Below are 20,317 nucleotides of genomic sequence, written 5' to 3'. Positions count from 1 at the left end.
GCATATAGGCTTTCTGCCGTATGAAGACATTCCTGAAGCAATCGACGGAAGCGCGGCGCGAACTCATCCTTACCGCAAACCCCGTCAAGACATTGCTTATCCTCTCTCTCCCCTCGTTACTGATGAATACCGTGCAGGCGATGATGCCGTTTACCGACGGGCTTTTTATCAATAACCTGACCGGTTATGCCGTAACGGGGGCGGTAACTTTTTCTCAGCCGATTATCTCGATGGTGTTAGGACTGTCGCAGGGGTTAAGCGTAGCCGCAATGGCAATTATCGGTCAGCTGAATGGAAAAGGCGCAATCGCAGAAGGAAAAAGGGTTGCTGCGCAAATATTTTTGTTTGCGGTCATGCTCGGAATCATCAGTGCGCCGCTGCTCCTTATCATCAGTATCACGATTTCGCGGGGATTACAGAGCGATATTGCTCCGTATGTCCGCCAATATATTTCGTGGTACAGCATCGTCTTACCGTTCAGCTTTTTAGAGGCCGTGTATAACGGTATCAAAAACGCAAACGGGAAACCCGAAGCGGCTTTTACCCGAATGACTATTCTCTTTATCTTAAAGGTTGTCGGGAATTTTCTCTTTCTCTATATGTTGCGGCTCGAAATTATCGGCTGCGTACTGGCCTCGCTTTTGGCAAACGTATGCATTACAATCTGGATGGTATACGAATTATTCATCCACAACAGCCCGGACAAACTCGATGTTAAAAACTTCAAGTTCGATTCAAAAATCATCAAAGAGGTTCTGAAAGTCGGTTTTCCGGCAATGTTCAACTATTCCTTTTTGTACTTAGGTTTTTTCCTTATCAATAAAGAGATTGAAAAATACGGAGCTATTGTGGTCGCGGCACAGGGAATCGCAAGCAATATCAATGCGCTGTGCTTCAACCTGCCTGCGGCTTTTAGCGCGGCAATTACGACGATGGTCAGTATGCACATCGGTGCAGGATACCCGCAAAAGGCAAAGCGGGATTGTCTTCTCGGCTGCATCACCAGTATCATCATCGCTATTATAATGATTTCGATTATGATTCCGCTTTCGCCTTATCTGACTATCTTGTTCAGGCGGGAGCCGGAAATTATCGGTATTGCAAACAATGCGCTCAACATCTACACCTATTCGATTATCGGCTTCGGTATTTGTATGACCATTCAGGGTGCGTTTATCGGACTCGGCAAAACGAAGATGCCGCTTGTGCTCGGTGTGCTCCGTATATGGCTGCTGCGTTACATCTTTGTACTGGCGACGGAACACATCCTACAATACTACGCAATCTTTTGGGGAAACCTCTTTTCAAATATGGCGACTGCACTGATTGCAATCATCCTGATTCTACGGACAAAATGGGTGTCGGCGCTCACCATCACAAACGAAAAAAAGGAGTAACCGCCATGCACGGTTCACTGGCACAGATACCGCAAGTCGAAAAACTTCTGTCACATCATGATCTTTCCGACTGCATCGAAAAGCTCGGCAGACCGATTGTAGCCTCTATCGTATCGGAGCATATCAAGCAGATACGGGCTGCGGCTTTAAAAGGAGCCGCCGTTCCGTCTTTTGATACGTGTATAGCGGACATCCGGCAGCGGTGCACACAGCATATACGGAAGCGGATTTCGAAGATTATCAACGCGACGGGCATTATCTTGCACACCAACCTCGGACGAAGCCCGCTTCCGCACGGTATTTGGGATGCGGCAAAGGAAGCCGCCCAATCATACTCGGCTATCGAGATGGATTTGGAGGACGGCAAACGGGGACAGCGGTTCCCCTTTGCCGTCGAAGCGATGAGTACGCTTGTCCGTGCGGAAGCGGCGCTGATGCTGAACAACAACGCCGCCGCCGTGTTTCTGTTACTTAAAGCGCTTGCAAGCGGGAAAGAGGTTATCGTTGCGCGCGGCCAGCAGGTGCAAATAGGCGGCGGCTTCCGCATCCCCGATATTCTGCGGGAGGCAGGCTGCACGCTCGTAGAAGTCGGCACTACCAACATCACCACCCTTGAAGACATTACCGCTGCCGTTACCGAACAGACGGCAATGGTGCTATGGGTGCATACCTCAAACTATAAAATCCGCGGCTTTACGGAGCAACCCTCCCTGAGCGCCATCCGCAAGGCCTTACCGCCTGAGGTTATTCTTGCGGTGGATCAAGGGTCAGGCGTTGTTTCGCTTAACCTACAAGACGAGCCGACCGTACCGGCCTTATTAAAAGAAGGCGCCGACCTCGTTTGTTTTTCGGGGGATAAGGTATTCGGCGGCCCGCAGTGCGGATGGATTACCGGCAAAAAAGATTTAATCGCCCTCATTGCCCGCCATCCGCTGATGCGCACCTATCGGGTAGGCCGCGCCGTCGCCGCTCTAATGGAAGAGACCCTCGTGCACTACCTGAATAACGGAAAGAGCGCCGCGGCCGAAGCGTTGCTGCTTGACCCTGCCGTGATAAAAAAACGGAGCGAAAAACTTGTGAGAAAACTGCCGTCCGGAACCGCATGTGTTGTCCCCTACCCTTTCTCGCTCGGCGGCGGCAGCACCCCCGACGAAGCCTTCCCGTCATGGGCAATTATGCTGCACACGCATAAACCGGAAGCGGTAAAGGCAGCGCTGCGGTTTTGCAGCATTCCGATTATCGCTATTATTTCGGAGGACAGGCTGCTGCTACACCTTGCCGCCGTAAATCCTGCCGATGATATCTATATTATCCAAGAATTACAGGAAATCTCTAAAAAATTATAGAGGTACGTTGACTATGGCATATATTTTAGGAACCGCCGGACACGTCGATCACGGCAAAACCGCATTGGTAAAATGCTTAACCGGAGTGGAAACCAGCCACATCCCCGAAGAAAAGAAGCGGGGTATGACCATTGAGCTGGGTTTTGCCGCCTTGGAAGATCCCGTACACGGAACGGTCGGCATCGTCGATGTTCCCGGACACGAACGGTTTATCCGTAACATGGTAGCAGGCACGTGGGGACTTGACGCAGCAATGCTGATTGTCGCAGCAGACGACGGATGGATGCAGATGTCGTCGGATCACCTGCGGGTACTTAAAGCGATGCATATCAACTCCATCCTGTTGGTCATAACCAAATCCGACTTGGCCGATCCCGATATGATCGAGCTGATACGGGAAGATGCAAACCGACATTGCCGCGAAATCCTCGGACGGGAATTACCCTCGGTGGCTGTTTCCGCACATACCGGCGCGGGTATCGACGAACTCAAGAAAAAAATTACGGAATTATTGAGCGCCGTCCGTACCGCTCCGTTGGATAAGCCGTTCCTGTATATCGACCGCGCCTTTACGCTGAAAGGAATCGGCATCACGGTAACCGGTACGCTCCGCGGTAAAAGCGTTGCCGTCGGCGATCAGCTTGCACTCTATCCCGGCGGAACCGAATGCAAGATTAAAAACATTCAAAATCACCACGCCGACGTATCTTCTTCCGAATCGGGAATGCGGACGGCACTCAACCTGAAAATATCCGAAAAGGAAAAGGTAGAACGCGGGATGCTGCTTGCAGGCATGGGTGAAAGTCCCGTGCTGCAAGGCTCCGAACTGCTCGTCCGCGTCGATGAATATTTTAACAAACAGGAAACCGGCACCGGTATGAAAAATCATATCGAACTGGAACTTGCCACCGGCAGTACCAATGCTATCGGCGCGATTCACTTTAACAAAACCGATCCTACGCTGGCGCGGGTGTCCTTGCAGGAACCTATCGCCGGACGATGGAACCAACCGGCCGTCCTTATCAGGCACGGCGGAAGTTCCATTCTTGCCTCGTGTAGAATACTTGCGGCATTTGACTCCTACCGCGCGGCCGTCTTTAAACAGTTTTTTTCGGTGTATGCCGGACGGGAATTACCGTCGTGGAAAAGCTGCGGCTTTTTTATCAACGGTTTTATAGAAAAAGAGCGTGCGGAGCCCAAGGAGCTTTCGGCTGACGCAAAAGACGTTACGGCCTACGGCAAACAGCTCATCTTTACCAAAAAGCTCGCCGAATGGGAAGCAAAGATTTTAGAGACCGCAAAGAAAAGTCAGGCAGGTTTTACGGCAGAGGAAATCGATACGGCTGTGCCGGTAAAGGTGCGGCAGGAAATCCTGAAAAAACTGTGTGCGGAAAACAAACTGGTCAATGAAGGCAGTGTGTATAAGCTGGCAGGCAGCGGAGATACCTTGTCGAAAACGGCACAGCAGCTGCTGCAGTTGGCGCTTAAAGCAGGGTTTGACGGTATCGAAATAGATAAAATCCAGCTGCCGCAGGTGCGGAAAGACGCCCGCGATTTGGTAAAGCTCGGCAAACTCGTTGTATTGGAAAACTTTTTGCACTACCACCGCGAGATATACGACAAAGCGATTGCCGCTATCTTAAAAGGGAAAAAAGCAGGGGACGTCATCACCATTGCAGATGCCCGTACCGCGACCAATCTTTCGCGCAAATATGTCATCCCGCTGCTCAATGTTCTGGAAAAAAACGGCAAGGTAAAGCGGCAGGAGAATGACCGAATCGTCTTGTAGGGTTAAGACAGGGTAAACGCACCGGGCTGTTTTTTTACTCCCACGCAGAAAAAGAGAGGCTGGACAGGCCTTAAAAGGCAGCTACTTTTTCGCAGTTTTCCTGCCTAATACCTGCATTACAAATTACTAATCGACCGTACTTCCTCCGGCGAAAGTCCTGAAATCTTACAAATATCCTCAAACGGATAGTGCATAGTCAGCATTGTCTTTGCCGTTTCAAGCTTTGCTTGGCGGGACCCAAGCGATTTACCTCGCTCAAGTCCTTTCTGCTCAGACTCGCTTATCATCGAGAGCCGGTCGCTTTCATACTCCCACGCTGCCTCATACCGCTTCCGTTCTTGCTCATCAAGATAAAATATATCCATCACTTTGGATGCCTTGGTCATCATCGGATTTCCTTGTGCTAGCATGGCTCTCTCCTCTTTACTGTCTGTTTTGATAAACATAAGCCATTTTTCTAGACTTGTCAAATTATCTTTTTGCAGCTTTGTTAAGTCGAGAAAATGGATTTCTAAAAGTTCATCCAAAAGTGTTTGTTCTTCCCTTTCCCGTATCTGATAAATCGAATGTATCTTACCGCTTAATTTAAACGGGCTATTCAACACATTGATCGCAATACATTACATACCCCGAAACATCGCTAATGAGAAAAAAGAAAGATGGTTATGAAAAAAAAGCTGCCCGTTTTTCAGGGCGCAGACAGACTTTACGCCTGAGTTGCTGAGTTGCTGAGTTGCTGAGTTGCTGAGTTGCTGAGTTGCTGAGTTGCTGAGTTGCTGAGTTGCTGAGTTGCTGAGTTGCTGAGTGATTGTAATGCCCATCATCGCTCTGTCAAGTGCCTTACGCGAGTTTTGCGCTTTGTGGAGAGATTGAGGATACTGTGGTAATCCAGTTCTGAAACTCAGCATAGAAATAGTATAGGAGTAAAAAGGGAAAGGTGCAAGGGAAAAATAATTCATAATTATGAATTTTCCTTCCCTTATCCATTAGTTCCCGCGAAAGTGTGCGGATTCTCCTCGACTTTTTGCATTTTATTACGTATACTTAATAAAGAAGGTTTCTAAAAACGTGATCAACCTTTTTAGAATGACCTGAAAGAAGGAGGCTTCAAAAGGCAGCTACTTTTGCGGCACCTTCACACACCTGATACCGTATAGGAGGTCTCGTATGAACATCAATTTACAGGCGGTAAAATTTACACTGGACGAAGATCAAAAAACCTTCGTACACAAGAAATTTGAACGGATTAAGTATGCGGAAGATTTAATTGTCGATGTCCTCTGCACGATAAAATTCGACAAAAAGTTCACCTACGAATGTACCGTCAATTTTAAGGGTGGAACCGCACACGTTTCCACCGAAGATTATGACTTTAACGCAGGGGTCAATAAATTGATGGATATTTTGGATCAAAAAGTACGAAAGGAAAAGGATAAGATACAAGCTAAAAAATAAAATAGATCAAAAAAATCGGTTAATTCGTGTAGAGGGGACCGATTCCTTCAAGGTGAATTTAGTGAGAAGGAACTAAACTCTCTACACGAATAATTCCGGTCGGTCGAGCGCCAATTTATACCTTAAACTTACCGACTTCTGCAGACAAGCTTTCGATTGTGTCTTTATTCTGCTGCGTAATAGCATTTACTTCCTGTACGGCATTATTTATCTGAACAGCTTCGTGCGCCATTGCGTTCATATTATCGGTGATGATTTTTGTTAGGTTGTCAAGTTTCCGTATCTCGCCGGTAACGTGTGTTCCATCTTTGAGCATTTGCTCCGACCCGCTTTTGACATCCGATGTTACTGTTTTTATATTCGAGATTGCCCCCAAGATTTCTCGGTTACCGTTTTCTTGTTCACCCATTGCTTTCATAAGATTGGTGCTCATTGCTTTTACATGCTCGGAAAGTTCGAAAATACTGGCAAATTTTTCTTCGACGGTTTTTGATGACGTAGATAAACTCGCGATTTCGGAGCCGAGCATTTTCAATGTCATCGTGATAGTTTTGCCTTGTACGGAAGATTCTTCCGCCAACTTCCGTATTTCGTCTGCAACAACTGCGAATCCCTTGCCAGCTTCTCCTGCGTGAGCAGCTTCGATTGCAGCGTTCATTGCAAGGAGATTTGTTTGACTTGCAATATTTTGGATAACATTGCTTGCCTCTATCAATCCGCCTGATTCCTCAGCTATCTTTTTTGTTACGGCATTGGAATTCACTATTGTTGTTTTCCCGTCGGCAGTCGCATCGGCAAGCCGTTTGATTGCCTCATCGGTTTTTTCCAGCGTTTGCGTAATAGAAGCGATATTCGCTGCCATTTGTTCTATCGATGATGAAGACTGAGCGACACTTTCCACTTGTACTTCAATACTCGCATTCAGTTGTTTGATCGTGTTGATTATCTCTTCGACTGCAGCGGATGTTTCCATAACACTTGTAGCCTGTGCGATAGTCTGTTGTTTCACTCCTTCGGCATTGGTATTTATTTGATGAGCCGAATCCGCTGTTCGCGCCGTGTTCACGGAAAGCACTCCGATAGCGTCTTTCATTGCTTGGGTATTGTTTTTTACGCCGGCAAGTAAAGAGACTGTATTTTTATGGAATACGTTCAATCTTGTCCCCAAAAGCCCGAAAATATCACGGCGCCGTAATTCTAAGTGACTCGGAGTAAAATCTCCAACCGCTAACTTATCGGTAAACGACACAATAGTTTCGATCTCGTTATTAATACCTTTGTAAAGCGTATAAGTGACAAAAAGGGCACCCACCAACACCACCAACGATATCGGAATAATTGAATGCGTTATCGTACCGACGATCGTCATACCGTTATAGAGGCTTGCTAAAAACGGAGATACACAGAGAAAAATGATACCCATAAAAAGGAAAAAACCGACAAGCATACCGCGCGTTGTATAAGACATAGCAATATGTTCTCTTTCAAGCGGTAAAAATTTTACATATTGTTCAAGCGCCTGAATCCAAATCACATAAAAAAAGAGTGCGATAAAAAACAAGCATCCAGCCGATGCAAAAATTGCTGCAGTAAACTGTGCGGTAGAATTCATACCTACCCATAATAGTGATACAACCGGAGTTACAGTCGATAATACAATCGGAACCACGATACTGAGCTTTGAATATATATTCAGCGCTCTATTCGCCTTATTTACGCCGTCTTCTTCCGTTTCCCAGTTGAGAACGATATTCATAGTTCTTTTATAGAGAACAATAGGAAAAAGAATTGTAATACAGGCGGCCAACAATGTAGAAGGCGCCATAAAAATTTTAAAGAGCGCCTCTCTGGGAACTACTCTTGTATACCATGCATATAAGAAAATAAAAATAAAAACACCGCTGTATATGAAAAGATTCAAGACAAAAATAGACTTTGGCGGCTTTGAAACTACAGTAGTCATCGGTAACACCTCCCACACTGTACCGCGTTACGGTATAGTGTTTGTCATGATAGAAGTTTTTATTTTCGCGGTCAATAAATTTTCGTAAAAAGAACCATGGTTACTAAACGGCACATGAGTGTTAGACCATTTAGAAAAACGCTCTCTTTTCTCGCCGGATGCGCATTTCCTACCGAAGGCTCTTTTGTAGGGAAGCGTAAAAATCGTTCCCTTTATCATCTGTAATCAAGAATACCGGCAAATCCTTCACCGAAATCAGCTGTACGGCTTCCATTCCCAAATCGGGATAGTCGAGGACTTTACGCGCGGTAATATGCTTTTCCGCAATCAACGCAGCAGCGCCTCCGATGGTGCCGAGATAAAAGGCGCCGTATTTTTTACACGCGGTACGCCACAGTTCAGACCGATTCCCCTTGGCAATGGTAATCAACGCAGCACCTCTGCTCATCAAATCGTCTGCATAGGGATCCATACGGTTCGCAGTTGTCGGCCCGAAGCTGCCGATAACGGCGCCTTTCGGTGTTTCCGCCGGCCCTGCATACAGGATCGGATAGTGCAGCGTGTAATCGGGCAGCGGCTTACCGCTTTCCAGCAAAGCCTTCCAGCGGGCATGCGCCGCATCACGCGCAACTAAAATCTCTCCCGAAAAGAGGAACGCCTGTCCTACCGGATAGTCGGAAAGCTTGGCGCGTGCGGCCTCGATGGAGCTGAGATCAACTTTAACCGGCTCTCTATGATGCGCATCGCTACAGGCTGTATATGCCGTCGCTTTTTCAAAGAACGGCCGCGGATCGGAAACGTTTTTTTGTAAAAAAGCACCTTCGCGGCTGATATAACCGACGAGGTTCCGGTGCGCATTACAAGATACGCCTATAGAGGCAAAGCAGCTTGCCCCGTGCCGCGGCAATCGGAACACACGGGCATGCGCCGCAAGGTGGGAACCGCCGAACTGGGCGCCCAATCCTGTTTCCGCTGCGATCTGTAATACCCGCTCTTCCCAATCCTTACACCGCAGGGGGCGCACTCCGCCGACCGTATCCGTCCAGCGAATAGCGCCGCCGGCTTCGTTTAACGCCTCTACCGCATCCCAATAGCCGGTCGTTGCCAGCTTAAGCGTCTGTAAGTTTTGTTCGGGGCTTAAGCCGCCGATAACAACGGCAATCGTGTACGGGGGACAGGCAGCCGTTCCAAGAGCGGCGATTTTCGTTTGCAAAAAGCGTTCAAAGGATTGCGGGTTTAACAGCGCCTTTGTTGCGCAGGTAAAATCCGTTTTATTGGAGGAACCACCGCCTTTCGCGCAAAACAAGAAACGGTACGAAGGCTCGCCGCTTTCGTTTGTACTGAATACATCGACTTGAGCCGGTAAATTGGTAGCCGAGTTTTTTTCATCAAAAAGCGAAGAAGGAATGTTGATAGAAAACCGCAGATTATTCTCTTTATACGCCTTCCCGACACCAGCCGTAAGCGCTTCCGTATCGGAAGTGAAAGGCATTGTTCGATTCACAGCGTTTAAGACCGAATACACAGAGGAATCCTTCCATGCAAAAACTTGTGCAACGCCCGTATCCTGACAGAGCGGCAGCGTACCTTTCGCCGCAATGACGGCATTTTCCAGCAATTTTACTGCAACGAGCCGGTCATTCTCCGAAGATGCGGGATCGCACGCAACATTCAGCAAACTTTCCAAATGCTCTTGAGGAAAAGTAAAGGACAATCGTTTAAACGCTTGCTCTGCAAAGACAGCGAGTACGCTGCCGTTAACCGGTAATTCATTTCCGCACTGCGCCACTGCAAGATCTGAGGCGGGAATAATCTTTTCAAATTCCATACAAAACCTTGTTAATCTTCCTGATTCAAAGAAATCAACGGCACCCGTTCAAGTTCGGCATCTTTACCGTATACTTCCTTGACAGCCCTTGCAGCGGCATCAAAATTATCAGTTCGTTTTACATCGGTTATATCATAAAACGGCTTACTGCACTTGCAGGTAAAATCACCGATATATACGTACTGTACATCGGACGGTACTTCGATTTTTGCCTGTAACGGAAGATTCACAAATATTACTTCTGAACCGGCAAAATGATACCGCAGACTATGAAGATTAATATATCGTTTCCCATAAGCAAAAGGAAGGGTTATCATAGCGAAATCGATATCCCGTGCATCTTCTTCCGGCATTCCCGCCAAAGGTATTCTGACATTAGAAGCACTGATGGCTATTTTATCCGTTGTGCTGTAATAATGACCTATGTCCAGTTTTGAAAAACGCATATGTGAATAGTTTGCAAAAAATTCCACATCAGGCAACGGTTGAATCTTTAAAGAAAATACGATAACGACTTCATTCCTTGTAGGAGCCTTCGGAGTTTTTTTATCGGCGGCAAAGAGTTCTATACCGGTAATAAAAAGGGTAATGGCAATAACAAACGAGATAATAGCGTATTTATTTTTTCTCATTTTGAATCTCCTCTATTCTTTTATCGATCAGTGTTTCCCATTCCGTGTTTTTAAATTGTGCTTTCATCTTACTTAACGTTTTCAGTTCATATTCAGATTGTTCGCTGCGGGGATAAGGAGACAATGTTGCCGAATAGCCTTTAAATGCCGTCCCTTTAACGATAAAATCATAAGCACCTATAAACTGCAAACCCGCTTTTTGCGTAGTAAATGCAATAGCACCTTGTTTTCCTAAACCGGGAGTGTAGTACGTAATGGAGTTTGTAAACCAGTTATCATAGCGAAGCCGCACAAGTTGAAAACTGAGATTCTTTGCAAGAGGGGGAAAGCAAAAAGAACCGCTTCCCATCAATAAAGGCGTTACATAAAGCGCCTCCTGAGAAGAATCCATTTGCACATACATGTGTACACCCTTTACGTTCACGTACCCATAAGCCAGACAGTCTGTTTTCGGATCTCCCAGCGATTCTGCTGTAACCTGTTTACCGTTTACACTCGCTTTACCCTCCTCGGCCGCCATTTTCAGGTTGCTGAATAAGATACACGAAGTAAACGCTGACATTACGCTTAACAAACAGATAAGCACCGCGCCCTTCTTAATGATTTCTGTTTTCATGTTCTGTTATCTCCTTCCAATATAATTAAAATCGTATTGATGCGTTTATACGAACTCCGAGATTTGTCGTTTTCGTTCCCTTTAAATACGTTCGTGCAATAAAATCAGCACCGAAAGATAACGTTGTAAAATTAACCGGTACAAATTCCACTCCGGCACCATAGTGTACAAAAGTATCGACCGGAGGGATAAATAGCCCCACTCCGACAAATGCTTGCGGTGCAATGTATAGGACATTATTGATGTTGATCGGTATCTGCCCCTTCAGCTCAGGGCTGAGCCCAAATGCAAAGTTGAAGGAACCTTTTCCCGAGAAACCGAATGAAGACTTATCACCACGAGCATTAGCATCGCGAGGTTTATCGATAATAGCCGATATGCCGACTTCCACATATTTAAAGCTGTAAAAGAAACCGAAAGAAAAAGCAGATTTCCAACCGGTATCTCTATTAAAACCGATATACGATAAAGGTATTCTCATTGTTGTAGGGATTTCTTCGATAAAAATCGAAGATTTTCCTGCAGCTTTCTTATCTTTCTTTGCACTCTTTTTATTTTGGTCTTTCGAAGCCGTGCCGCTTTGAGGAGATTCATTCAGACTGGCACCGTCCATCTGCCATGAATTATAGGATTTTTTCCAAACGGTAAAGAATTTCGACTTCTGAACTTCATCATACAACACAAATTCATAACCGTTGTCCGTCTTTTTCAAGCTGTTGATATCCGTCCCCGTATCGGGTAAATAGGTATTTTCTTCCGGATCAATGGTAGTATAGATATCATAAGCAAGAGCTGTTCTGATTCCGTTTATCGGATTTCCAAAAATCGATGCGGCTAATATTTCATTCCTAAAAAGTTTAGGCGCTTTTCGCAGCGCTTTCATGTATACATCAAGCCCGTTTCGGATTGCATAATCTTCGGAAATATAAATGGCTAATTTCCGGATTCGCTTTACAATCTCTTTATTTTTATCACTCTCTTTATCGATTTTAAAATGTTTACAGCTTTCGGCAAACACATTCAAAGAGGCAGTTAAATTGCGTTCGATTTTTTTATTCCCGGCGAAAGCTCTTTCATCCATAAAGTTAGTTATTGTGGAAGCAGGGATTGCAAAATTAGTTGCCTGTCTGAAAATAGCCTTTGCAGAGTTAATACCGATAATTTCATATCCCGAAGGAGCATTTGCCGCTTTTACAAGAAGAGGACCGCCGGAATTTCCGGAGTCGATAGGGGCAGAATGCTGAATAAAGGTAGATATTTTCGGATCGATATCATCGGGCAGCCGCGCGCGAGCATTTGTCACGGTTCCTTTCCCGAGCTGCCACATCGGTTTTCCCGCCAACCCCGGATAACCGGCAGACCACACATCAATTCCGTCGACGGGAGTTTTTGATGCAAACGTCAAATACGAATCAACTTTACCGCTTGGAACTTCAGCAATGGCAAGATCCAATTCTTCATCAACGGCAATAACTTTACAGTTTTCGATTTTTGTCGTTTCACCGTTAGTGTTTTCAATTTCCAACGTAAGAGATGTCGCATAAGCGGCAACATGGTAGTTAGTCAGCACATAGTCTTTTTTATTTTGACCTTTAATAAAAAAGCCTGACCCGAAAACACCTTCTTTTGCATCTTTAAAAAGATCAGCCAAATCCGAATACCCAGCAGTTTTCAGTTGATCGGACGTATCTTCCATAAAAGCAATGGTTTTTTCGCTGTAGTTCGGTCTTACAATGCAGACGGCATTTCTAATATCTGCAAACGCTACCGTAACACTGAGAGAAAAAAGCAAACAAATAATCTTGTTCTTCATGAGCATCTTCCTTACATAATATGCATAGGGCATCTCTAAAAACTTGGTTTGATTTTAGGATTTCCTATAGTCTATTTTTTATATGGTATAAAGTTTACCATACTTTTGTCAACCTTAAAAATCGATAGATGCGTGAATTTCCGTTCTGCTCCGATCGTAGTCGGCGGATCGTGTCCCGGAAAAAGGAGAAGTGCATCATCATGAATAAACAGCTTTTTTTCCAGCTGTTCCGCAAGCGTTTTTGCCGCAAAACTATGCAGCGTGCTGCCGGTTATCCCCGCGGTAAGACTGTCACCGGTAAAAATACAGTTATCTATCTTAAATAAATAAGAATCGGGCGAATGACCGGGCACCGAAAAACATTCAACGGAAAAACCGGCAATCGGGATCGTGCAATCTCCCCACAACATCTTTCCATGTTTACCGACAAGCGCTTGATCCGCCGCATATACACGCGGATTGTAAATTTTTAACAAAGTCGGAAGTCCGTACCCGTAATGGCGGATATGATTATGCGTAATGAATACGCCGACAAGCGTATATCCGTTCTTTTCGATATGGTTGATTACTTCACCGGTTATCTTTCCCGGATCGATAATTAACGCTTCTTTGCTTACCTCATTCCCGACAAGATAACTGTTCACAGAGCCTTGAGGTGAGTAGTGAGGGTATATTTTCATTTTATGAATTCCTCGGTATCAAAATAAGCGACGCGCGTATTGGAAGATTTAAACGACACATCATCATACACATTGTCTGTAAAATGAACTTTCTTTATATTGCAATTTTCAAATGGCGTCTTGTGCAGCGAGCAGTGAATAAAACGGGAAGCATACAAGTCCGAATCCTTAAAAGTGCATTCATGCGTCGTAATCCCGGTAAAATTATTGATAAGCAGTTCCGAATCGGTAAAAACGGTATCATCAAAGGACGCCCCTGCAAAGCAGGAAAGCTGAATATCGGCTTTATCAAAGATACAATGTACAAAGCGGGCAAAATCAAAAAACGACAGCCTAACCCGCGTTCCCGTAAAGGAGCAGTCCGTAAAACAGGTATGCGCAAACGAACAGCCGGAAAGCCTTTTTCCGGAAAAATCAATGCCGGTAAGTGTAAGACCGGCAAAATTCATACTGTTAAGATCGGGACCGGCCGCCAACATCGCTGCAAGATCTTCATAGGATAAGTTTTTAGCCCTGTCAAACATGCTGACAAACTCCTGGTGAAATCGTGTTACTAATTATTATAACGTCTTTATCCTATTTGTCAAAGTTAGAGCACGAAAATTAGCCGGGGAATTGATGCCTAGTGTAAGGGCATCCAATTCTTGTATGTTTCCTTATCTGGAGAAAAATCTTGCATTATCAATAATTTCTGCAATGGAACTTTTATCTTTTTCCGGAATGACTGAAACGGAAAGTCAAAGTACAAGAGCTTTTATAAATGACTGCACTGAAATCACCCTGTCAAATGATATAAAAGGAAAGACAATAGAAATTCGTAAGAAATATAGAACAAAACTCCCTGATGCAATTATTGCAGCTTCTGCTATCGTAAATGGCTCACCCCTTATCACTGCTGATAAAGGTTTTAAGCAAATTGAAGAATTGGATTTACAATTAATTGTACCGATTATGTAACAAAACTAACGAGCAGTTCAAGACAAATAGATTTTTCTTCATCACGAAGGCAAAAATGGCTTGAAATACACCTCTAATCCATTAATTTTTATCTTTCCCTCGACATTCCTCGCCACAGAATGTACGTCCGTCCACATTCTTGGCTGCAAGGGCAAACACGTTAATGCGTGGAACTACCGCCACCCTCGCCCAAAAGTGAACCTCCTTGTTCATTTTTGGGCTGCCAGTTTGCAAGCAAACTGGTTACTGTTTAGAACCAGCGGCATCCGTGCCGCTTCTGCCACGTTGAGGATTAATTTATGTGCAGCTGCACCCTTTCCGTTAGCCTTTTGAAAATAGCCTGTCCAGAAGTGTACATCCGTGTACACTTCTGGACGCGAGTTTTTACGGAGCAAAAACGTCGCCGTTGCGTGAAACCACGGACATCCATGCCGCTTCTGAAATACCTTTTGTAAATAGGCGGAGCAGATACAAGGCGCTTAGCAAATTCCAACCGGAGGCGTATCTATGATACGTTGAGGATTGGAATTTGCGTAGCAACGCAGTAGATATCCGCCTATTTGCAAAAGGACCGGAGTTTTATATATTTTATAACGGAAAAGAACCATATCGTGGTGATTCGCTCTTAAAACTATCTGATTCATTCACTCAAAAACATAATGAATATGCCCTTGAATTATCCGTAAAAGTGGTTAATATCAATTATGATAAAGCAAGTGAAATACTTAAGCGCTGCAAGCCGTTGGAGCAATACAGCTTATTTGTTAATGCAGTACGTCGCAATATTGCTGTTGATAAGGAACATGGGTTTGAAAAAGCAATTAAAGAATGCCTTTCTATCGATGTACGTCCTTGTACATCGATAGATGGCAAGTTTGTATATCAAACTTGCTACTGTTGAGAACCACCGCCATCCGTGGCGATACTGAAATGCCTTTTGCAAATAGGAGGTATAGATGCTAGGAGCGTACAAAAAACACCCGCAGGCACGGTAAACAATATACGTCCTTGTACATTGTTTACCTACACGTTTGCAATGCAAACGTGCTACTGCATAGAACCACCGCCGTCCGTGGCGGTTCTGATACGTCGAGGGTTGTTTCAGTAGCGGCAAGGATGCCGCTTGTATTAACCAGTAGTGAGTTTCGCGCTTACGCGAAACTCGATAAAAACAGGCAAGTCATTATCAAAACAGTATTTATAACAATCACGAAAAAGAGCATACCTTCATTGTAGCAAAAATTGACAAAGCTATTTTTACACACAAAGCGCGGATAGCGCTCTTTAGAACCTGTTTCGGCGGTCTAAAGGCTCGATTCGCTCCATTGTAGTGAAAAATAAGTATATGGCTTTGCCGTTTTTCCATGTATTTATTTTTATCAATGACGGCTAGTCGTTGGTTAATAGGGATAATAGCTCTCTCTTAAAGACTATTATTCCGGGACGCCCTCAAAGAGAAAACGGCCTTTGAGGGCGTTTTTTTATCCTATCGACTAATCTTATCTACACTCACAGGAGCAAAAGATGAAGGTGTATACATTTGCAAGCCTCAAAGGAGGCACCGGCAAATCTTCGACAACGATAACAGCTGCGGAATGCTGCGCGGCTGCCGGTAAAAAAGTTCTTGTCCTCGATATGGACATTAATAACTCATGTTCGTTCTATTTTCTACAAGATAGTAACGAAAGCGATCGGAGCAATATCGCTTATGCATTACAAAGCGATAACCTGTCCGATTTTGTTATTAAAACAAAGAATGGAAATATTAACATCATCCCGTCAAGTTTACGGCTTGTTGACCTTCGGGCAATGTCAATAAGTATCTTGAAACGCTTGATGGTAACGTTAAACAATCGGTATGACGCCGTGTTTATCGATACAGCACCGACATACGATAATATCGTCTTAAATGCAATAAACGCAGCAGATTATGTTATTACGCCAATCAATTATGATCAGTTTAACTTCAATACTTCAGTCTTCTTAGGTCAAAAGCTCCGTTTAGAAACGGAAAGTTTTGATAAGTGGTTCTTGTTTTTCAATGGGTATGAAAGTCGTTATGACAGTAACCTTGAAAGTCTTCAAAATCAATATCAACTCTTATTTTCACAGCATGATATATTAGGGAAAAAGCTGCTACCAGTAAGATTCCCCTTTACCCGAAATATGCGAAAATTCGCCGATACGAATGAGTTACTTTGCAGTAAAGGGCAAACAGAAAAGCTCCATAATGCTGTGTGCGATTTGTGTTCTCTCTTGTTGGAAGAAGAGATTCGTCCCGAAAAGTTTTAAAAGGTCGAAATATGAAAGAAACAATTGAAAAGGCTCTTAACCGTATAGCTGTCAGTATGGAGGCACGGAAACGAGAACAACAGTTAGCGGGTGTTTTTCTTAAACCGATTTCAAAGCGAGCAAAAAAACTTCTTGAAAAGATTGTTGCAAATAAAGAAGCATACCCTGTTTATGTAACCGTAGGCGATGATAAAGAGGATACTATTACTATTTGCGAAAATTGTAATATGGCGACTGCAATGGTTTTCCTTGTAAAAGAATTTTCATATGGCAAGGAATATTATCCTATCAAACAAACCTATTTTAACTATGACGGGAGTGTTCTTAAAGACATTGAACTCATTCCAGCAGGCTATAGTTTTATGGTGGGCAACAAACAACAGGAACGCAGTACCAGTCATTGCCTTTTCCTGCTTGAGCATATCAATCGACTAAAAAATCATAAAGGAGGCAAATAATGCAGTATTTTTATCTTATTCTATTTATATTTGGGTTATTATTGATCCTGTTTATCATGTATTTTATATCTTGCAAGAACCTAAGTTCATCTGTGGAACTTTTTCTTATTGTATCGTTATGTGTCGTTATATTGGGTTCGGGGATTTGTTTTACTTTTATGTATAAATACGCTGCTGAAGAAGCATGTGAAACTATTTCTGGACTAAAGGATGAAGATAGAAAGAAATTAGCAGAAGATATTGTTAGTTATAACAAGTTCATAGATCGCTTTGCCTTTGGATTAGCTGGATTAGCAAGAGTTGATACAAATAAATATCCTGATTTATTTTCTGCTACGGAAATAAACTCAACTGAGACAACAAAGCGGCCTCAAAATAATTCAGACCAGAGATATTATATAACACTTTATTTCGTTATTATCACGATTACGTTTGATTTTATTTTTATAAAAAACTACCGACACGTGAATCTAAGATATCTCATCATAATAAATATAATTTATTTGGTTTCAGATTTGATGTTTTCTATTTTTCTTCAATAAAAATAGACTCAAAGGAGTGAAGTAAAATGCAGTATTTTTATCTTATTCTATTTGTATTTGGGGCATTATTGCTCTTGTTTATCATGCATTTTATATATTGCAATGGCCTAAGTTATTCTGTGAAATTTTCTCTTCTTGTATCGTTATTTGTCGTTGTACTAAGATATCTCATCATAATAAATATGATTTTGTTGGTTTCCTATTTGATGATTTCTATTTTTTGCCAATAAAAATAGCCTCAACTGAGGCTAAATAAAAAGTTTAATAAAAGGAGTTTGAATAATGTTTTTCTTTTTTACGCTACTAGTTATGGTTGTTTTATCTCGTTTTACAAAAACACCGCGCAGTATTCTCATCAGACTAGCTGTATTTATCATAGTATGGGGTAATTTTACAGGCCTCTGCTTCATGAATAAATATTCTATCGAGGAGAAGTGTAAAACTGTTTCTGAACTAAACGATAAAGATAGGAAACAGATAGCGGAAGATATTATTAAGCATAATAAGATAGTAAACCTGTCGTTTTTGGGATTAGCAAAAGTTGATACAAACAAATATCCTAATTTATTTCCTGATACAGAAATAACCTCAAGTGAGGCTGAATGTAAGGTTCTAGGAAAAGAGAGGCGTTCCATACTGCCGTATTTTTTTGCTCTTTCTTGCGTACTGAGTCTAATATTGTTCGGGGGTATTATTATGGAAGGAGAACCATTATGAAAGCCGGTTATCCATCATACGAGCAGAACCGGAAGCATATACTACGGCATACCGATTTTATCGAATCGATTGTGATGAACACCCCGACTCGGGCATACACACATCAAATATACGCTATTGTCAATGGTGTCGTGATAAAAAAGCATTACCGAAAAACACTTTCATCAGCTCTTAAAACACAAATGAGAATTATTGGAGGAGGAGATCAATGGCAACACTAACCGCATTAAGTAATTTAGCAAAGGCATCAATCGCCAATTCGGGAGCCGCAGAATTATCAGTTCTTGTATCGATTGATGATATACAGCTTGATACTCATTTTAAGGATTTATTTCCGGTTAATGGGGGGATGGTTAGCCGAATCAGTGAATCGATGCAAAAGAAAGGTTATGACACAAGCCAACCTCTTCATGTATGGAAAGAAAGAATGCTTTTAGTTGATGGCCACCACCGGCGGCTTGCAGCTATTAAAGCAGGATTACGTGAAGTTCCGGTTTTTTACCATCACTTTAATAGTATGGAAGAAGCATTGGAATATGCCATTTTACTTCAAACCGACCGACGTAATTTGTCTGATGCAGAGATTTATAAAACTCTGCAAACACTGGATAGTTTAAAGAGCCGTGGACGAACAACTGATGATAATGAGCCTCGACAACAAGGAAAATCAGCAGAAATAACCGCACAGAAAATCGGTATATCACGATCAAAGGTTGAGAAAGCTCGTACCATACAGAATAAAGCGAGCCCTGAAATAAAGGCAGCGGTTGAGTCGGGAACAATGAGTATCCATGCTGCCTATAGCGACACAATGAAACAGATAGGCAAAAAGAACGACTCCACTAAAAAAACACCGGTGCAACAATGGATATCGATAACAGAACAGAAACCTGAAGAAAATACACCGGTATTGTTTATTGCAAGTTCATCGAATGAACAGAGCAGCGGATATATTCACGAAGGAATATATCAGCACGATATTGGACAATTTGAAACACTCCATACATTTTTAACCGGCCTGTACTGGATATCGCTTTCGGCGTTACCGACTAAGCCTGCGAAACTTGTGGATACGGGGGATGAAACAGATGTATGAGATAGCACCGATTATAAAAGATGGAAAAGTATTTATCGGGGTTGGGAATCAAGAACTTACCTTTACCTCCGGATGTACGTCGTGTAATCCACAAGGGAAAACAGAATTAACGGTCTGGATGAATACGGCAAAACTAGTCTGTCTTGAAGAGCTGGTTATGGTTTGCTCATTACTCACGCAACAGCGGGAAGAGGAAGCTTCAGAGCTTGCGGCCAGTATTATGCGTTATTTAAACCGTACACGGAAAGAGTATCCGCGATGTATGTATGAATTTAAGGAACGTCTCGATGGGATCAAAGGATAAAAGAATGGTTGAAGTTGATTTGGAAAACAATCGGATACGTGAGATAGACCTCAATATCGTAGATGAGATTTGTTGTCAAAAATGTGGCAAAAAAATTAAAGGGCGATCATGTCATACCATAGGTGTTAGCGAATATGACGTCCATCGGTATACCAAAATATTGTTATGTCCGGCCTGTAAGAAAAAACTTACCACATGGGCAGCACCGAAACTGGCAGCGTATGAAAAAACATTAGTTATACAATGGTTTAATGGAAATCCGGACAAAGAAAATATCGATGAGCGCGCAATCGTGATACAAGATATTATCGCGACACACGACTGTTCTCTCTGCAAAAAGCTCAAGTGGAAAGAAAAGTGTGAACAGACAAAAAAGAGCTGTGATGATTTTTTTATTCCGGCACTTGAGGAAGTCCTTGAAAGGTAGGGTTA

Annotated in this window: 23 protein-coding genes; 14 read left to right on the top strand and 9 right to left on the bottom strand. The window is 43.3% G+C overall.

The window, feature by feature from the left end; translation table 11 throughout:
- Positions 1-20 precede the first annotated feature (20 nt).
- Genes ABH09_RS04865 through selB form a run of 3 tightly spaced genes read left to right on the top strand, consistent with a single transcriptional unit; the run spans position 21 to position 4,532 of the window.
- Complete coding sequence (locus ABH09_RS04865; RefSeq protein WP_253715430.1) at positions 21-1,397, top strand: MATE family efflux transporter; 1,377 nt, start codon at positions 21-23, stop codon at positions 1,395-1,397.
- A 5-nt stretch (positions 1,398-1,402) separates the two neighbouring features.
- Entirely contained in the window at positions 1,403-2,743 is a 1,341-nt protein-coding gene (selA, locus tag ABH09_RS04860; protein ID WP_253715429.1) for an L-seryl-tRNA(Sec) selenium transferase, read from the top strand.
- A 13-nt stretch (positions 2,744-2,756) separates the two neighbouring features.
- A complete protein-coding gene (gene selB, locus ABH09_RS04855; RefSeq protein WP_253715428.1) occupies positions 2,757-4,532 on the top strand; it encodes a selenocysteine-specific translation elongation factor in 1,776 nt (591 codons plus the stop codon).
- A 116-nt stretch (positions 4,533-4,648) separates the two neighbouring features.
- Here selB and ABH09_RS04850 read toward each other — a convergent pair whose 3' ends face one another.
- Both ABH09_RS04850 and ABH09_RS04845 read right to left on the bottom strand, forming a co-directional pair.
- Entirely contained in the window at positions 4,649-5,137 is a 489-nt protein-coding gene (locus tag ABH09_RS04850; protein ID WP_253715427.1) for an Rpn family recombination-promoting nuclease/putative transposase, read from the bottom strand.
- 15 nt (positions 5,138-5,152) lie between these two features.
- Positions 5,153-5,491, bottom strand: a complete 339-nt coding sequence (locus tag ABH09_RS04845) for a hypothetical protein (protein WP_253715426.1) — start codon at positions 5,489-5,491, stop codon at positions 5,153-5,155.
- A gap of 208 nt (positions 5,492-5,699) precedes the next feature.
- Here ABH09_RS04845 and ABH09_RS04840 point away from each other — a divergent pair, with 208 nt between their 5' ends.
- Positions 5,700-5,987, top strand: coding sequence for an HPF/RaiA family ribosome-associated protein (locus tag ABH09_RS04840; protein WP_016522159.1), 288 nt, complete (start codon positions 5,700-5,702; stop codon positions 5,985-5,987).
- A gap of 115 nt (positions 5,988-6,102) precedes the next feature.
- On the opposite strand, the gene ABH09_RS04835 is transcribed toward ABH09_RS04840, so the two are convergent.
- The 7 genes from ABH09_RS04835 to ABH09_RS04805 form a co-directional block, all read right to left on the bottom strand.
- Positions 6,103-7,950, bottom strand: a complete 1,848-nt coding sequence (locus ABH09_RS04835) for a methyl-accepting chemotaxis protein (RefSeq protein ID WP_253715425.1) — start codon at positions 7,948-7,950, stop codon at positions 6,103-6,105.
- Between the two features lie 169 nt (positions 7,951-8,119).
- Positions 8,120-9,778 carry a FumA C-terminus/TtdB family hydratase beta subunit gene (locus ABH09_RS04830; protein WP_253715424.1) on the bottom strand — a complete coding sequence of 553 codons (1,659 nt, stop codon included), beginning with the start codon at positions 9,776-9,778 and terminating at the stop codon, positions 8,120-8,122.
- An 11-nt stretch (positions 9,779-9,789) separates the two neighbouring features.
- On the bottom strand, positions 9,790-10,410 hold the full coding sequence (locus ABH09_RS04825; RefSeq protein ID WP_162663027.1) for a hypothetical protein: 621 nt from the start codon (positions 10,408-10,410) through the stop codon (positions 9,790-9,792).
- Positions 10,397-11,026 carry a hypothetical protein gene (locus ABH09_RS04820; protein WP_162663025.1) on the bottom strand — a complete coding sequence of 210 codons (630 nt, stop codon included), beginning with the start codon at positions 11,024-11,026 and terminating at the stop codon, positions 10,397-10,399. The genes ABH09_RS04825 and ABH09_RS04820 overlap by 14 nt, the downstream gene beginning before the upstream one ends.
- A gap of 25 nt (positions 11,027-11,051) precedes the next feature.
- Positions 11,052-12,839, bottom strand: a complete 1,788-nt coding sequence (locus ABH09_RS04815; protein WP_253715423.1) for a S1C family serine protease — start codon at positions 12,837-12,839, stop codon at positions 11,052-11,054.
- A 71-nt stretch (positions 12,840-12,910) separates the two neighbouring features.
- Positions 12,911-13,519 carry an MBL fold metallo-hydrolase gene (locus ABH09_RS04810; RefSeq protein WP_253715422.1) on the bottom strand — a complete coding sequence of 203 codons (609 nt, stop codon included), beginning with the start codon at positions 13,517-13,519 and terminating at the stop codon, positions 12,911-12,913.
- On the bottom strand, positions 13,516-14,043 hold the full coding sequence (locus ABH09_RS04805) for a pentapeptide repeat-containing protein (protein WP_253715421.1): 528 nt from the start codon (positions 14,041-14,043) through the stop codon (positions 13,516-13,518). Before ABH09_RS04805 ends, ABH09_RS04810 begins: the two co-directional genes overlap by 4 nt.
- A 94-nt stretch (positions 14,044-14,137) precedes the next feature.
- Between ABH09_RS04805 and ABH09_RS04800 the strand changes: the two genes are divergently transcribed.
- From ABH09_RS04800 to ABH09_RS04755, 10 genes are all read left to right on the top strand, one after another.
- Entirely contained in the window at positions 14,138-14,476 is a 339-nt protein-coding gene (locus tag ABH09_RS04800; protein ID WP_162663017.1) for a type II toxin-antitoxin system VapC family toxin, read from the top strand.
- A 529-nt stretch (positions 14,477-15,005) separates the two neighbouring features.
- The gene (locus ABH09_RS04795; RefSeq protein WP_253715420.1) at positions 15,006-15,377 is read left to right on the top strand and encodes a hypothetical protein; all 372 of its coding nucleotides are present in this window, start codon (positions 15,006-15,008) and stop codon (positions 15,375-15,377) included.
- A 623-nt stretch (positions 15,378-16,000) separates the two neighbouring features.
- Complete coding sequence (locus tag ABH09_RS04790) at positions 16,001-16,768, top strand: ParA family protein (protein WP_253715419.1); 768 nt, start codon at positions 16,001-16,003, stop codon at positions 16,766-16,768.
- An 11-nt stretch (positions 16,769-16,779) separates the two neighbouring features.
- The gene (locus ABH09_RS04785; RefSeq protein ID WP_253715418.1) at positions 16,780-17,226 is read left to right on the top strand and encodes a hypothetical protein; all 447 of its coding nucleotides are present in this window, start codon (positions 16,780-16,782) and stop codon (positions 17,224-17,226) included.
- Entirely contained in the window at positions 17,226-17,768 is a 543-nt protein-coding gene (locus tag ABH09_RS04780; protein ID WP_253715417.1) for a hypothetical protein, read from the top strand. The genes ABH09_RS04785 and ABH09_RS04780 overlap by 1 nt, the downstream gene beginning before the upstream one ends.
- A gap of 282 nt (positions 17,769-18,050) precedes the next feature.
- Positions 18,051-18,485: a hypothetical protein gene (locus ABH09_RS04775; RefSeq protein ID WP_253715416.1), complete on the top strand. Its 435-nt coding sequence runs from the start codon at positions 18,051-18,053 to the stop codon at positions 18,483-18,485.
- Positions 18,482-18,706: a hypothetical protein gene (locus ABH09_RS04770; RefSeq protein WP_253715415.1), complete on the top strand. Its 225-nt coding sequence runs from the start codon at positions 18,482-18,484 to the stop codon at positions 18,704-18,706. The genes ABH09_RS04775 and ABH09_RS04770 overlap by 4 nt, the downstream gene beginning before the upstream one ends.
- Complete coding sequence (locus tag ABH09_RS04765; protein WP_253715414.1) at positions 18,694-19,581, top strand: ParB/RepB/Spo0J family partition protein; 888 nt, start codon at positions 18,694-18,696, stop codon at positions 19,579-19,581. The genes ABH09_RS04770 and ABH09_RS04765 overlap by 13 nt, the downstream gene beginning before the upstream one ends.
- Positions 19,565-19,885, top strand: a complete 321-nt coding sequence (locus tag ABH09_RS04760) for a hypothetical protein (RefSeq protein WP_253715413.1) — start codon at positions 19,565-19,567, stop codon at positions 19,883-19,885. Before ABH09_RS04765 ends, ABH09_RS04760 begins: the two co-directional genes overlap by 17 nt.
- Before the next feature lie 4 nt (positions 19,886-19,889).
- Complete coding sequence (locus ABH09_RS04755; protein WP_253715412.1) at positions 19,890-20,312, top strand: hypothetical protein; 423 nt, start codon at positions 19,890-19,892, stop codon at positions 20,310-20,312.
- Positions 20,313-20,317 lie beyond the last annotated feature (5 nt).

This window comes from Treponema sp. OMZ 803, from assembly GCF_024181165.1.
GTDB lineage: Bacteria > Spirochaetota > Spirochaetia > Treponematales > Treponemataceae > Treponema.
This window is presented reverse-complemented; position numbering and strand designations above follow the sequence as displayed.